14 protein-coding genes are annotated in these 13,796 nt (G+C 60.6%); 7 read left to right on the forward strand and 7 right to left on the reverse strand.

The genetic code is table 11. The features are described 5' to 3' along the window. Window positions 1–43: 43 nt before the first annotated feature. The 4 genes from PZL22_RS09525 to PZL22_RS09540 all read right to left on the reverse strand — a co-directional run bounded on the left by PZL22_RS09525 (window position 44) and on the right by PZL22_RS09540 (window position 5,794). Entirely contained in the window at window positions 44–1,054 is a 1,011-nt protein-coding gene (locus PZL22_RS09525; protein WP_127517398.1) for a TRAP transporter substrate-binding protein, read from the reverse strand. Between the two features lie 47 nt (window positions 1,055–1,101). Then, the gene (locus tag PZL22_RS09530; RefSeq protein ID WP_003530955.1) at window positions 1,102–2,970 is read right to left on the reverse strand and encodes a TRAP transporter large permease; all 1,869 of its coding nucleotides are present in this window, start codon (window positions 2,968–2,970) and stop codon (window positions 1,102–1,104) included. A gap of 399 nt (window positions 2,971–3,369) precedes the next feature. Next, window positions 3,370–4,245 carry an MBL fold metallo-hydrolase gene (locus PZL22_RS09535; RefSeq protein ID WP_003530953.1) on the reverse strand — a complete coding sequence of 292 codons (876 nt, stop codon included), beginning with the start codon at window positions 4,243–4,245 and terminating at the stop codon, window positions 3,370–3,372. Then, a complete protein-coding gene (locus PZL22_RS09540) occupies window positions 4,232–5,794 on the reverse strand; it encodes an aminotransferase class V-fold PLP-dependent enzyme (protein ID WP_003530951.1) in 1,563 nt (520 codons plus the stop codon). Before PZL22_RS09540 ends, PZL22_RS09535 begins: the two co-directional genes overlap by 14 nt. 35 nt (window positions 5,795–5,829) lie before the next feature. Here PZL22_RS09540 and PZL22_RS09545 point away from each other — a divergent pair, with 35 nt between their 5' ends. Further along, window positions 5,830–6,312 carry an Lrp/AsnC family transcriptional regulator gene (locus PZL22_RS09545; RefSeq protein WP_003530948.1) on the forward strand — a complete coding sequence of 161 codons (483 nt, stop codon included), beginning with the start codon at window positions 5,830–5,832 and terminating at the stop codon, window positions 6,310–6,312. A 153-nt stretch (window positions 6,313–6,465) separates the two neighbouring features. On the opposite strand, the gene PZL22_RS09550 is transcribed toward PZL22_RS09545, so the two are convergent. After that, window positions 6,466–7,542 carry an ISAs1-like element ISRm21 family transposase gene (locus PZL22_RS09550; RefSeq protein ID WP_013844321.1) on the reverse strand — a complete coding sequence of 359 codons (1,077 nt, stop codon included), beginning with the start codon at window positions 7,540–7,542 and terminating at the stop codon, window positions 6,466–6,468. Window positions 7,543–7,670: 128 nt separating this feature from the next. Here PZL22_RS09550 and PZL22_RS09555 point away from each other — a divergent pair, with 128 nt between their 5' ends. Together PZL22_RS09555 and PZL22_RS09560 are read left to right on the forward strand one after the other, a co-directional pair. Continuing rightward, a complete protein-coding gene (locus PZL22_RS09555) occupies window positions 7,671–8,837 on the forward strand; it encodes a hypothetical protein (RefSeq protein ID WP_003530946.1) in 1,167 nt (388 codons plus the stop codon). A gap of 271 nt (window positions 8,838–9,108) precedes the next feature. Next, a complete protein-coding gene (locus PZL22_RS09560) occupies window positions 9,109–9,315 on the forward strand; it encodes a hypothetical protein (protein WP_003530942.1) in 207 nt (68 codons plus the stop codon). A 422-nt stretch (window positions 9,316–9,737) separates the two neighbouring features. Here the strand turns inward: PZL22_RS09560 and PZL22_RS09565 are convergent, their stop codons facing one another. Together PZL22_RS09565 and PZL22_RS09570 are read right to left on the reverse strand one after the other, a co-directional pair. Then, window positions 9,738–10,178, reverse strand: a complete 441-nt coding sequence (locus PZL22_RS09565; RefSeq protein WP_003530940.1) for a YybH family protein — start codon at window positions 10,176–10,178, stop codon at window positions 9,738–9,740. Between the two features lie 307 nt (window positions 10,179–10,485). After that, window positions 10,486–11,151, reverse strand: coding sequence for a DUF924 family protein (locus PZL22_RS09570; protein WP_003530938.1), 666 nt, complete (start codon window positions 11,149–11,151; stop codon window positions 10,486–10,488). Between the two features lie 94 nt (window positions 11,152–11,245). Between PZL22_RS09570 and PZL22_RS09575 the strand changes: the two genes are divergently transcribed. The 4 genes from PZL22_RS09575 to PZL22_RS09585 all read left to right on the forward strand — a co-directional run bounded on the left by PZL22_RS09575 (window position 11,246) and on the right by PZL22_RS09585 (window position 13,719). Then, entirely contained in the window at window positions 11,246–12,148 is a 903-nt protein-coding gene (locus tag PZL22_RS09575; protein WP_003530936.1) for a LysR family transcriptional regulator, read from the forward strand. A 14-nt stretch (window positions 12,149–12,162) separates the two neighbouring features. Beyond that, window positions 12,163–12,351 carry a hypothetical protein gene (locus PZL22_RS09580; protein WP_324280302.1) on the forward strand — a complete coding sequence of 63 codons (189 nt, stop codon included), beginning with the start codon at window positions 12,163–12,165 and terminating at the stop codon, window positions 12,349–12,351. Between the two features lie 361 nt (window positions 12,352–12,712). Continuing rightward, window positions 12,713–12,898: a hypothetical protein gene (locus tag PZL22_RS31405; RefSeq protein ID WP_017273565.1), complete on the forward strand. Its 186-nt coding sequence runs from the start codon at window positions 12,713–12,715 to the stop codon at window positions 12,896–12,898. Window positions 12,899–13,458: 560 nt separating this feature from the next. Continuing rightward, on the forward strand, window positions 13,459–13,719 hold the full coding sequence (locus PZL22_RS09585) for a hypothetical protein (protein WP_033048836.1): 261 nt from the start codon (window positions 13,459–13,461) through the stop codon (window positions 13,717–13,719). Window positions 13,720–13,796 lie beyond the last annotated feature (77 nt).

Below are 13,796 nucleotides of genomic sequence, written 5' to 3' on the forward strand. Positions count from 1 at the left end.
AACGGCCGGGTGAACGGCCGCCCGCCTCGTCATGCTCAGGTGGTCAGCCGAGGCTGGTGCCTACGGCCTTCTCGAGAATGGCCCAGGCCTCGTCGCCGAACTTGCCCTTCCATTCGGCGTAGAAACCCGCCGACCTCAACGTCTCGCGGAAGGCTGCCTTGTCCGGGTCGGTGAACGTCATGCCGCTCTGGGTGAGCTGCTCGCGCACCGTGTCGTTCACCTTGGCGGTATCGGTGCGCTGGGCGATGGCCGACTCGTTGAGATGCTTGGCGGCAATCTCCCTTATGTCTTCCGGCAGGGTTTCCCAGGCCTGCTTGTTCGCCAGCATCCAGAACCCGTCCCACATATGGTTGGTCATGGCGCAATGCTTCTGCACCTCGTAGAGCTTGGCGGTCGAGGCGATGGCCAGCGGGTTTTCCTGGCCGTCGACGGTGCCGGTGCTGAGCGCCGTGTAGACTTCCGCGAAATTGATCGTGGTCGGTGCAGCGCCGAAGGCGGTGAACATGGATTGCCAGAGCGGGCTCGGCGGAACGCGGATCTTGAACCCCTTGAGGTCCTCCGGCGTGTTGATCGGCTTGTTCGAACTGGTGATCTGGCGAAAGCCGTTGTCCCAGATCTTCTCCATGGGCACGAGACCCTTCTTCTCGATCTCGCCGCGCGCATAGGCGCCGAGCTCGCCGTCCATTGCCTTCCAGACGGTGTCGTAGTCGGGGAAGGCAAAGCCGATGCCGCTGATCGCGGCGTTGGGCACCAGGGTCGAAAGGATCAGCGGCGAGAGCGAGAAGAACTCGGTTGCGCCGTTGCGAAGCTGCGAAAGCGTTTCGGTGTCGTTGCCGAGTTGGCTGCTCGGGAAGATGTTGATCTTCAGGCGGCCGCCCGTCTCCTCCAGGATATTGTCGGCGGCTTCCTTCAGGCGAATGTTCAGCGGATGGGTGACCGGCAGGTTGTTTGCCAGCTTATAGGTGAAGTCCGCTGCATGAGCCTTGGTGCGGATCGAAGCCCCAAGCGCCACTGCTCCGGTGCCGAGCAGCATCGTCCTACGGGTTATTTTCATCGCTCTGTTCTCCTCCTGATCGTCGATGATGAATGTGGGTGGCGGGCTCACAGCAATGCGAGCGAGAACCAGGGCACGGCGGCGATCAGCAAGAGGCCGAGCACCATCGCGCCGATGTAGGGCCAGATCGCTCCCATGGCTTCGTCGGGCGAAACGTTGCCGATCTTGCAGGCGATGTAGAAGCCGATGCCGATCGGCGGTGCCATCAGTCCGACGTTCATCGCGGTGACGATGACCATGGAATAGTGGACGTCATGGATCCCCATCGCACGCGCGATCGGAAACATGATCGGCGCCAGGAGCACGATCGCAGGGAGGCCTTCGAGCACGCAGCCGAGCAGCATGAACAGGGCGATCGAGACCAGCATGAAGGTGAACCATCCACCCGGCAGGCCGCTCATCATATCGGTGAGCTCGAAGGCGAATCCGGTTTGGGTGAGCGCCCAGGCCATCGCCGCGGCGGTACCGAGGATCAGGAGGATCGCACCGCTCATCGCGGCGGTCTCGACCAGCATCCTGTAGGTTCGCCGCATGCCGATGCCGCCATAAAGGACAGTGCCGATGATGAAGGCGTAGACGACCGCGATGGTCGAGACCTCGGTCGCGGTCGCCGCACCGCTCGCGACGGCGCTGCGGATGATGAACGGCAGCACAAGGGCCGGCGCCGCGATCAGCGCCGTGCCGCCGATGCGTTTCAGCGACGGGCGCACGACGCCGCCGACATTTTCGCGGGCTGCCTTGATGCGTGCAAGCGCGGCAAGCGCGACCAGCAGCACGAGTGCGATGGCAAAACCGCTGGTGAACAGCGCCGCGATCGACACGCCGGCCACCGAGCCGAGAACGATCAGCACGATGCTCGGCGGTACGGTGTCGGCCATGGCGGCCCCGGTCGCCAGGAGCGCTATCATCTCCTTCGGCTTGTGACCACGGCGCTTCATTTCCGGAAACAGCGCCGGGGCAACCGTCGCCATGTCCGAGACTTTCGACCCGGAAATGCCGGACACGAGAAAGAGCGAGCCCAACAGAACATAGGACATGCCGGCCTTGACATGGCCGAGCATGGAGGCAAGGAAATCGACGATCGCCTTGCCCATCCCGGTCGCGTCCAGAATGCAGCCGAGAAGCACGAAGACCGGGACCGAAAGCAGAATGAGGCTGGACATGCCCTCATCCATGCGGCCGATCATGACCACCAGCGGCATCGATGTCGTGAAGGCGAGAAACAGAAGCGTCGCAATGCCGAAGCAGAAGGCGATCGGAACACCCATCGCGAGGCAGACGGCGGCACCGCCGACGAGAAAGATCAGAATGTTGCCGTTGCCGAACGAGCTGAGCGCAGGCGTCAGCAACCAGAGCACCAAAGCAACCCCGAGCACGAACGCCACTGAAACCACCACGTCGAGCGGCTTGGCGGTTCTGAGCAATTGAGCGACGGCCAGCAGCACCATGAGGACCATGCCGACTGCAATGGCCGCGGCGCGATAACCCGCCGGGATGTTCAATGCCGACGACGTGATGTCCATTTCGCCGGCGGCATAGGTGTAGGCTGCCGGCAGCAGGACGAGAAGGAACGACATGATGGCGACCATGCCGAGCGTTTCGGTGAACCGCCGGGCCCTTTCGCCGAGAGCATTGAGAAGGATTGTCAGACGCAGATGCTCGCAACGGTCGATCGCGATGGCCGAACCGAGCATGGCAAGCCACAGGAAGGCGATCGACGCCGCTTCATCGATCCAGACGATCGGTCTCGACAGGCCATAGCGAAAAGCCACGCCGGAGAGCAGCATGGCGATAATCGCCACAAGGAGAACGGCGGATAGCGCTTCGACGGGGCGCATCAGCCGCGAACCCGGCCGGGCCTCCATCGTCTCTGTGAGCACGGCGAATTCGGAAACGCCCTCCGTCGTGGTGGTCATCGGCCTTCCTCCCTTTTGAACCGTCCGATCGCGTTGCGCGCGCAAGTCGTGCGCATCACGGCGGATTGAACGGCGTCAAAGCTCCTCCCCAGAGGCGTCGACCGAAACCAATGGCGGCATCGGATCGACATTCCAGATCGTCCGTCGCCCTCCACAGCGACTTTCGATCAGGTCCATTTTGTAGGTGAAAGGAAAACACCAATCAACACGCTTTACTAATCAATTGAATTTAATATCTATTCGCCGTGAAGTCAGGTCCATAATGTGAACCAATCTTTGGAGCCCCTGCCGCGAGTCCCCTTCGCCCCGCTTGCGAGGAGAAAGTGCCGGCAGGCGGATGAGGGGCAATAGTTTAATGATCCATGGGATCCATACGGACGAAGATCGTCCCTGCCCTCGTCATTCCCAGACGGCACCGGAAAAGGCGTCCAGCGGTATCTTGAGGTAGCGGCGGCCATTGTCCTCGGCGGCAGGCAGTTCTCCGCCGCGAATGTTTACCTGCAGGGCATGGAGGATAAGCTTGGGCATCGGTAAGGTCTTGTCGCGCGCCTCCCGCAGGCTGACGAAATCGGTCTGCGTTTTTCCGGCGACATGCTTATTATCGGCTTTCTGTTCCGCCACCGTACTTTCCCACAGAGCGTCACGGCCGCCTGGCCGATAGTCATGTCCGGTGAAGAGGCGGGTCTCGCCCGGAAGGGCAAGAATGGCCTGAATCGAGTTCCACAGGCTCTCGGCGCTGCCGCCGGGAAAGTCGGCCCGGGCGGAACCGCTGTCAGGCATGAACAACGTGTCGTGAATGAAGGCCGCATCGCCGACGATGTAGCTGATCGACGCGAGTGTATGCCCCGGCGAGTGCAGTACGCGGACTGCGAGATTCCCGATATTGAAGATATCGCCGTCGCGAAACAGCCGATCCCACTGCGAACCGTCACACACGAAATCCGGCCAATTGTAGATCTGTTTCCAGATCTGCTGCACGCCTTTAACGTGCTCGCCGATGGCCGTCGGCGCCCCCGTTCGATCCCCGAGGTAGCGTGCCGCCGAGAAATGATCCGCATGCGGATGGGTGTCCAGTATCCATTCGACACTCAAACCCTGCTTGGCCACATGATCGAGGATGGCGTCGGCGTTCGTCGTCGCAGTGGAACCCGACTTCTGATCGAAGTCGAGCACCGGATCGATGATCGCGCATTTTCCCGTTTCCGGGTCGGCCACGACATACTGAATGCTGCCCGTGGCCGCGTCGTAAAAGGCAGCTACATCAGGCCTGTGCATGTGCCCCTCCATTCTCGGCCACTCCACGAGGGAAGAAGATCGCACGTGCCGGATCGAAGTCGTAATCCGGCTCGAACGCCGGAGCGTCGGCAGCCAGTTTCGCGACGGAATCGAGGATGAATTTCACCTTTTCATCCGAGAGCAGAACGCTGAAATTCAGCCGGGTGAAGCCCGGCTTTTTTATTTCGTCGCCGGCGAGAATGGCTTGGCGCATCTGCTCCGACTGCTGCGCATCGATCGACAGCAGCCTGTGAACATAGGGCCCGGCGCAGGCGCAACCGCCACGGGCCTGAATGCCGAACCGGTCGCTCAGCATGCGAGTAACGAGTTGCTGGTGCATATACCCCCCCTTGCCGTTGCGGATGCGGAAGGAAAAAATCGGTAGCCGGTCCAGCGCAGGAAGTCCAAGTATCTCCAATTGTGGGACATCCTTCCACGCGGAAAAGGCACGAACGGTAAGTTGGCGATTGCGCCGCGCCATTTCCTCCAACCCGATTGCGTGCTTGACGACAAAGGCGAGGGCCGCCCGGATGTCGCCGACGACGTTCGGTGTCCCAGCCTCTTCGCGGGCTTCGAGGCTGTCGCTGTAGTCATGCGTCTCCGGCGAGACGAATTTCACCGTCCCCCCACCCGGCCAGGAAGGCTTGTTCGTTGCCAGGCCGTCGCGCCGGACGATCAAAATGCCGGAAGCGCCCGGGCCGCCAATGAACTTGTGTGGCGAGAGAACGATGGCGTCGATCTCCGCAGAGCCGCTCGGCGACATCGAAATCGGTACATAGGGACCGGCCCCTGCATAATCCCAGATCATCTTGGCCCCGGCCGATTTCACCAAGTCGGCAATCGCCGCGACGTCGCTGGTGATTCCCGTAATGTTCGAGGCCGCGGACAATGTACAGATGGTCAGGTCGGGAGATCCGGTTCGCAGCGCCTGATCCAGAAGGAAAAGGTCCGGCCCGCCCATGGGCGACTCGGTCAGCTCTACGATTTCCGCCCCGCTTTCGCGCCAGGGAAGTATGTTGGAGTGGTGCTCGTACGGACCAATGATGACCCGCACGGTCTTCCCTGCCGCGATCGCTTCGGTGACGCCGAACAGTTTGACGAGGCGGTTCAGCCCTGAAGTCGCGCCGGATCCGGTAAAGATGACCGCATGCCTCTCATCCGCTCCGCAGCATTCGGCGATCAACGCCCGCGCCTCCCGCCGCATGCGGGTCATGAAACCGCCGCAGTAGGAAGCCTCGGTATGGCTGTTGGCGTAAAATGGCAGGACGTCTTCCAGGATGAAACGTTCAACTGTTAGAAGCGCCCGGCCGGATGCAACATAGTCGGCATAGACCAGGTTCCTGATGCCGTAGGGCCCCTCGATCTGCGAAGTGGCCCCGACGAGATCATCCCGCAGGAATTCTATAACACCGCTGCGGTCCAGCCCTCGGCGAAACCGCTCAAGAGGCGTGACGTTGTCTTTTGGCTCATAGCGGACAGCTTGCACGATCACCTCCGAGGCTTGGATGTTGACATCGATTGTATTCTGCCGCACCGTCGAAATGTTCACCTATTTTCTGCAGTTCATCCCGGATTTTGTGTCACATGATCGAATCTCAAGCTAAAGTCGATGGATTCGATCTGAAGATTCTGGCGGCGCTGCAGAAGGATTCGAACCTTTCGCAGCGCGAACTGGCCGAGAAGGTAGGGTTGTCGCAAAATGCCTGCTGGCGCCGTCTCCAGCGGCTTCACTCGATCGGAATGATCCGCGGGTCCCATAGCGATATAGATATCGGCGCGTTGGGCCTCGATCTCATCGTGTTCGTGATGATTCGCACCCGTCACCACTCCAAGGAGTGGAGCGACGGCTTCAGGGCGCATGTCGAGAAACTTCCAGAAGTCATTGATTTTTACCGCATCGGCGGGGAATGGGACTACCTGATCAAAGTCGTCACCAGGGGCATGTCCGGCTATGACGCCTTTTATCAGAAGCTCATCACAAATTTCGACCTCGCCACCGTGACGGGCTTCTTTTCGATGGAAGCGATCATTGACAACCGCCCTGTGGATTTGACGCGTCTCCGGTGAGCCTCTCGAATTGCGCCCTTTCAGGGCCATTGTCGATCGCTTGCGGCTCGAAACGGCCGCGGTGCGCGTCGTTCACGATTAGCGCCGCGTCGCTCATGGACGTTTGAAATCGGCATGCTTGTGGCCTCATGCCGCTCCCGTCCGATCGCAGGGCTATCGCATATGAGCGATAAGAGAAGTGAGGAATTCGTCATCCCAGCCCGCCTTTTTAATTTTCCGGCGGATGGAGGCCTTGTCGGGGTGCGATCGCAAGAGGTTGAGAGCGATCTTGCGCAAGAACGCAATGTTCTGCGGGCCGTTGTCCTTGCGGTTTCTGGCGGCGTCCTCGTGGAAGTGGACATCCAGAACCCAATGCAGTTTGTTTTCGATTTGCCAATGGGTTCTTACAACCTCGATCAGCGCGCTCGGCGACATGGTGGTGGAGAGCAGGAAGTAGCGGACATGGCTGGTCAAATGGCCGTTGGTATGACGGCTTGTGGTCTCGACGCAGCCGATGGCCTGCAGGCCCGGAAAGTTGATATCGCCGGCAGCCACAACGCTGGCGCGGCGTGTCTCGGTGCGGTCATGGGCAGTCTCGGCTGCAATCTGGATGCTCTCGACGTGGCCGGCGTCCTCGATGCGGGCGAGCGCCTGGGCCAAGAGGCCGGGCTGGTTGGCCTTCAGTGCCAGAGCATAATCGCCGCCGGCAGCGAGGATGGCGCGGGCGGTGTCGGGCCGGCAATGCAGGGCATCGGCGGTGACGATAGAGCCCTCCAGTGCCAGCAGCGCGAGCGCATCGAGAGCCCCTTGCACCTCATTGCGGCCCGGCGCGAGCTTTTGGCCGATGACCAGACCGGGACCGGCAGCCCAGACATTGACGAAGTGGAGTGGCGTGGCCTTGGCGGCGCGCCGGTAGGCACCGCGCACCGCCTTGCCATCGATCGCTACCACCCCTTCGAGACCCTGCGCAAAGCTCGCCGTGAGACGGCGAAAGGCCGCATCAAAGGCATCCGGATCGAGATGGCGGAAGACGGTGGAGAAGGTGTCATGGCTGGGAATGCCATAGGGCAGCGGCACGATTGTCTTCAGCCATTTCTTCTTGGCAACGCCGAAATCGGCCATATCGGTACAGCTTTCCGCACCGCAGACAATCGCCGCAACGGCAATGAACAGGATCGACGTCAACGGATGGCGCGCATTGCGACCGCGCGGATCTGGCAAATCTTCAAAGCAAGCGGCAAATCTACTCATCGAGACCTCCAAGGCAGCGGAGGACTTCATGAATCGATTTGCCGCAACAAAACAACCACTTATTCGCTATATGCGATTCCCCTGCGTCCGATCGGATGCGGCGGGACGACAAGAGGGGGAGATCTGCCGTGAGCTATATCATCAGCACCGCCTATGCAGCGGTCCTTCTCAGCGCCATCTTCGTCATCGTCCGCTGGGGCAGTGTCCACTGTCGCGGGCAAACTCCTGTCGGCATATACACGTTCGTGGCGCTGCTGTTCACGGCTGGACTGGATATGGGCCTGGTCATGCTCCCCTTGACCGAGTTCCCGGCCTATGCGGCTGATGGCGCCTACGGCTTCACTAATCCCCTCGCAATCGAGTTCGGCATGTGGGGACCATTGGTCTGGATGATGTACTTCCTCTCGGCCTTCTACTTCGTGGTGCTCGAGCCTCGGCTCAGGATCTTCGAGATCGCCCTCGTCAAATGGGTCTACAATCTCACGGTCATCGCGACATGCGCGTTCACCTGCTATCTCTTCCTCACGGCATTGCCGAGCTACATCGAGGGAATCTCGATGCCGGCGCGCTGGGCTATCGTCGTCGCCGTCATCGCGGCGTCCGTCTATTCCAGCAGCAACGTCAGCTTCATGAAATGGCTGGCCGTCACCTCGACATGGATGTTCGTGACCCTGGCTGTCGTGGCGCTTTTGGCAGCCGCCTATTATTACAGCGATATAGGCATCAGCGGCCTTGCGTCGAATATGGGCCTGCTGTCGGACTATTTTGCCAATCTGCACCGCTTCGTCAGCCCGATCACCGAATATCACGAGTTCTACCTTTTCTGGTGGTTCTCCTGGAGCATCATGATCGGTCAGTTCGTTTCCATGTTCGTCGGAGGGCTGAGGACATGGCGGCTGGCGGTCGCCATGATCCTCCTGCCTTCGATCCCCTTGGCGGTGTGGTTCGCGGTGCTTTACATCTATTTCCAGCAGCAGATCGTTATCCCGGCTTGGCTGAACTGGTTCATGGTCACGGTCGGCATCATCTTCGTCGTGAATTCGCTCGACTCCCTGATCCGTCTCTACGGCCTCAATCTCGGCTGGACGAAGTCGCGGCTCGGAGCGAGAGCATACTATCCGCTGCACTTCCTTCTTCAGCTCGGCCTGGTCATGGCCTACCAGTTCACGCCGTTCAGGATCGAATGGGTGGGCGTGATCGTGATCGGCATTTACGCGGCGATCTATGTGCTCATTCTGCGCCACCACGTCCATGTTCGGGCGGCAGTGACCGAGGCGCGGTGCGCCGCAGCTTAAGGCCAGAGCGGGATGAGGAAAAGTGTGTGCGGTTTTCCGCCCGCATCCCGCTCTGACTTTTTGGAATCGATCACGTTCATGTTTTGAGGTCGACCCGACGTGATCTAGGGGCTGAATTTGCGCGGCTCGGCCTTGTCGATATCCTTTGCAACCGCCGAGGCGTCGCCAATTGCGCAAATGAGCGTAGGCTTCACGATCATCGGCATGTGGCACGGGCGCCGATGGCCGGGAGATCATAGCGCTTTCGCCCCAAACCGAGGAGTTGCGCGCTGTGTCGGCATCCCGGAACTACTCTCCCCAAGCCTTTCATCCCGGCGAAATCGATTTACTCGGCCGTGTGTTCGAGCAACTGCTGGAAGAGCGTCAGGTACCCAACTGCGGCGACCAGGCGGAGGCGCTGGCCGCAAGATTGATCTCGATCTATCAATCGGGCGAGCGAAGGATCGAGATACTGAAAAAACTGACGCTGCATTCCTGACGCGGGCGTGGCAAACGATCGGCCGGAACGGATCGCAGCCGTCCGGAGCATTCGCGGGAAAACTGTGTGCCGTCCGGCGTCGAGATGCCCGGTTGCGGCAGGAGCAGGTTGATTGAGATAAAATTAACCGTGACAGGCGTCGGTGACCTTCTTCGTCGATGTTTGCCCCGGTTTGCTCGCATTCACCTTGCCATGATGGGGGATGGATAAAGCGGGACTCGCCTTTCTGGTGCTCATACTCGTGCTCATCTCTATCGTGATGAGCATACTTGCGGTCGAGCGAGAACCGGAGGCGCCGCCCACCGGGTCGATCATCGCCCCAGCCGTCCGAACCCGTCATGGCTGTCGGCGGCTCCAAAGAAGCCGAAGGCCATTTGCAAGATAGTACACTGTCGCACTTGGCTTCGCGGGACGCGTGGATCTCAGTTGAACGTGTGCACTCTGAGTTTCAGGCTGCCGTCTGCCTGTTTCTCAAAGACATGGGTTGCCACTCCAGCCCATGGCTGATCGGCACCTTTGGCGTCTTTGCCCTTGGCCGACCATTTCGCTGTGCCGATCAGCAGGTTGCCCTCGCCTTGCGCCTCGATCAATTCAAGCTTGTGGCCTGTCACGCCCATGCCGAAGATCCCGCCAAAGAATTTCTCAACCCCGGCAGGTCCCTTGATCACGTCATGGGTGGCAGGCAAGAAAATAGCGTCCTCCGTGTAGAACGCCGCGATGGCTTTTGCGTCCGCATTGTTGAATGCTGCGTCCCACGCCGAGTAGGCGGCCTTTACGTCGTCGCCCGGGTCGGCCCTGGCAGAGGCGAGCGAGAAGAGGCAAATACCGAACACGGCGAACATGGCAGTCAGAAGTCTGGCCATGGCATCCTCCCAAAAGGATGGCGGCATGGAAAGATGCCGTCTTACAAAGCATACGCTCCGATTGCCGGGGAGTTAACCCACCCATTCGGGTAGCAGTGTTCCGATGATTGGGCCTGTTTAGATTCGGGATTCCCGCCGCCGCTTGTTTGATCTCCTCATCCCTGTGCTCGTCACAGGGATGAGGGTGAGAGAGATTGCAGTCCTCCGGGAGGTATCCGGAGGCACCCGTCGCGCATGGCCCTGCACTTCCTTTCCATGCTCGCCTGGATTTATGGATCCTCCACAAGTCCGTCACGGCACCTATACCTCAGCCCGCAAACCCGCCCTCGTCCAGGAACCGCTGCTCATCCTCCGTCATTGCTCTTGCGAGTATCCAGTTCCGGTGCGGGAAGCGGCCGAAGCGGCGGATGATGTCGCGGTGGCCTTTGGCGTGCGAAAGGCTCGGCTCGCCGAGGCGGCGCGCAAGCTCGACCGATTGTTCCTGATCGGCGAGCCTTTCCGAGTGGGCGAAGGGAAGATAGAAGAAGAGCTTCAGGTCGGCCGGTCCCTTGAGATCGTAACCCGCGTTGATCGCCGCCCGTGCAACGCCGAGCGCCAGTGCGTCGGTCTCGTACATGCGTGGCGTGCCGCGAAAAGCGTTGCGGGGGAATTGATCAAGGAGAAGAATGAGTGCCAGAGTCTTCTCCGGCGAAACCGTCCAGTCCAGGAGCTCACCGCGTGCCGCCGCCTTATGGCTTGTGAGGAAGCGCTCGCGAAAGGCGCGGTCGAATTCGGCCTCCTTGGCGAACCAGCGCGTCGGCCCCGCTTCGCGCCAGAAGCGAATGATGGCCGCTGCCTCGTCGCTCCCCGCAAGCGCCTCGCGCAGTCGCATGTTGAAGGCCCGATCAGCAAGTGCTGGCGCGCGGCTTTGCTCCTCTGCAGGCTGCGAGTTGCGCAGCGCCAGGGCTTCGATGTAGCCGATGAAATCGCTCATTTGTTCCTCCGCTTGGTTGGAGACCGCAAGGCCTCGCCACGCCGAAGGACTACGCCTTTGCCGATGCTGAATGAACTGATATGATTTCACCATTATGCTGAACGAAATCGATCTCTCTCGCGCCGACCTCAACCTGCTGGTGCTCTTCGAAACGGTATTCGACGAGAGGAATGTCGGTCGCGCCGCGGAAAGGCTGAACCTCTCCGCGTCCGCCGTCAGCCACGGTCTCGGCCGCTTGCGGCGCCTGCTCAACGATCCGCTATTCCTAAAGACGCCGAAGGGTGTGGTGCCGACCGAGCGGGCAAAGGAACTGGAGGCGCCGATCCGCGATGTCCTCGCGCGAGTGAGAACTGTCATCTCCACCGCCGAACCCTTCGATCCGGCGCGCTCCCGCCGCCGCTTCACGATCGGCACGGCCGACGGCTTTTCGGTTTTCCTGCCGCCGTTGCTCGACGAGATCGCCCGCACTGCGCCGGGCATCGATCTCGTCGTCCGGCACATGCAGATGGAGACGGCGCTTTCCGATCTCGACGGGCGGCTGATCGATGTGGCGATCGCACCTTTTTACGAGCTGCCGGCCCGATTCGCCGCCCAACGGCTGTACGAGGACGACTTCGTGATCGCCGCGCAGAGCCGCCATCCCTTCCTGAAAAACCCGACGCTCGAGAACTACTGCCGCATGCAGCACCTGCTTGTCGCGCCGAGAGGCGACCCATCGGGCATCGTCGACGAGTTGCTCGAAAGCCGTGGCCTTTCCCGTCGCGTGGCCTTGGCCGTGCCGAATTTCATGCTGGCGCTCGATCTTCTCACCAAGACGCAGCTCGTCTGCGTCCTGCCGAAACGGTTCGTCGAGATGCATGCGGAGCGTTTCGCAGTCGCTACTGCAAAGCTGCCGCTGGATCTCGGCGCGCCCACCATTCAGGCGGTGGCGCCGAAGGCAGCGCTCATGGACGGCGGCCTCGTTTGGCTCCTCGATGTGCTTGGGCGAACCCACTGACGTGCAGTTTCGCAATGCCTGCTACTCGATCAATGATCCAGAGAGTTTCGGAACACGAGCTGGTGAAGATGCTCATCGCCCGTCTGGACGGACGCCAGGCGAAGGAAGCGCCGGGAGACGATTGGAAGGGCTGGTGGCCTGACGATGACGGCGGGGACGACGACGGCGGCAGCCCCGCTCCTCAAAATCGCGAGACGGCCTGACGTAAACAGAGCTGCAGTTGGATTGGCCGGATCCGCTGCAGCTCCGATTACGACGTTGTCATCATCTAGCTGGGCCCATTCGCCCCGTTCCATCCAAGGGAACCGCTTCGAACGTCGCTTCTGCTATGGAGATAGTGAGGGCGAAAGCGGGTTCAAGAGGCAGTATCGGACCTTTGTCTGGTTGATCAATGACAAAGGTCTGAGGCACGCCGCCGAGCGAAACCTTTCACGCATATTGGAGTTGTCACCCTCGAGCGGCGACCCAGCCGCTTGGGTGAGTGATGGCCTCAGAGCTGTAAAGATCGTCCCTTCTCCGCAGCTCTGAGGCTCCACCAACTACAGCGCATTGGGGAATTGATTGATGCAAGACAGAGACGACCACGCGTTGCCGGAGCAAAGTGCATCATCCGAAGAGAATACGGGACTAGAAACTGGAAAGAAAACGATTGCGAAGCGACGGAAGTCGGTTGGCGTCATCCGCGATGCCGATCCCGGACGCCTGAAGGCGCTGGAATATCTCGGCAGAAGGTGGCTGTCACTTCGATAAGCCGGACGCGGCGTCAACCTCCCCGAAGCAGTATCGCCAGGCCGCGCTTGACGACATGCGCAAAGTCACGCCCAGCGCACTTCGCCCTTTGCGGCAGAGCGAACCTGCTGAGCGGTGATGGCGCTCATTGGTATCTCCTGATTACGACCATGAGGTGTGGGATTACGACGGATGGGCTAATGGCCCTCAGCAGGCGTGAGGCGCTAGGTTCTTTCAGCCGTCTCGCACGGGGAGGAGGCGGTTAGAGGTCGGGCGCTTCTGGCAGCTGGCCTCGTCCTGGGGCTGACACGAAGGCGGTCAGAGGCCTGCCGGCCGCCGCCGAGGCGGCCAACCTCGCTGGCACGGTGACCACGATGGATTACGACTGGAGCGGCAAAAGAACACGCAGAATGAAAGCTTTAAAGCTGGCCGTCATGACTGTCCTTGGAACCGCGTTGGCGGTCTTCCTATGGGAGGCATCGACCTAATCAAAGCCGGCGAAGCTACAGAGGTGCCGCGTGGAACCTTTCCTAACAGTATCTGTTGCAACGGTTAGCTCGACGAGGTTTGCGAGCGCCGACATGAATGTGCAAAAGGCAGGAATGGCACGGCTGTTTTTGGCAGCCCCAGATCTCCGCGGCAGCGCGTGGATGATGCAAAGCCCCGCATTTCGGAGGCTCTGCGAGGCTTACGAGCATGCGTGTTTGCGGCGCGACCTCCTTCGCTGCTCAGCCCCGAAAGACGAAGGGGCCCTGCTCAGGTCCGAAACGGAGTGCAAAAGCCTTGAAGCAGCCGCAATCGCTTACATTCGCAAGCAGCGGCAATTGTCGGGGCTTGCTTGAAAGACGCCCTCAAGGCAGCACCGCCACAAGAAGCGCGGCGATATAAGCGACTGCGGCGAAAGCTGCGACCCATTCTA

The organism is Ensifer meliloti, assembly GCF_030064585.1.
Lineage (GTDB): Bacteria > Pseudomonadota > Alphaproteobacteria > Rhizobiales > Rhizobiaceae > Sinorhizobium > Sinorhizobium meliloti.

Coding starts and splice junctions, on each gene's coding strand:
- PZL22_RS09525 (WP_127517398.1), bottom strand. CDS start 1,054: ATGAAAATAACCCGTAGGACGATGCTGCTCGGCACCGGAGCAGTGGCG.
- PZL22_RS09530 (WP_003530955.1), bottom strand. CDS start 2,970: ATGACCACCACGACGGAGGGCGTTTCCGAATTCGCCGTGCTCACAGAG.
- PZL22_RS09535 (WP_003530953.1), bottom strand. CDS start 4,245: ATGCACAGGCCTGATGTAGCTGCCTTTTACGACGCGGCCACGGGCAGC.
- PZL22_RS09545 (WP_003530948.1), top strand. CDS start 5,830: ATGATCGAATCTCAAGCTAAAGTCGATGGATTCGATCTGAAGATTCTG.
- PZL22_RS09550 (WP_013844321.1), bottom strand. CDS start 7,542: ATGAGTAGATTTGCCGCTTGCTTTGAAGATTTGCCAGATCCGCGCGGT.
- PZL22_RS09565 (WP_003530940.1), bottom strand. CDS start 10,178: ATGGCCAGACTTCTGACTGCCATGTTCGCCGTGTTCGGTATTTGCCTC.
- PZL22_RS09570 (WP_003530938.1), bottom strand. CDS start 11,151: ATGAGCGATTTCATCGGCTACATCGAAGCCCTGGCGCTGCGCAACTCG.
- PZL22_RS09575 (WP_003530936.1), top strand. CDS start 11,246: ATGCTGAACGAAATCGATCTCTCTCGCGCCGACCTCAACCTGCTGGTG.
- PZL22_RS09580 (WP_324280302.1), top strand. CDS start 12,163: ATGCCTGCTACTCGATCAATGATCCAGAGAGTTTCGGAACACGAGCTG.
- PZL22_RS31405 (WP_017273565.1), top strand. CDS start 12,713: ATGCAAGACAGAGACGACCACGCGTTGCCGGAGCAAAGTGCATCATCC.
- PZL22_RS09585 (WP_033048836.1), top strand. CDS start 13,459: ATGAATGTGCAAAAGGCAGGAATGGCACGGCTGTTTTTGGCAGCCCCA.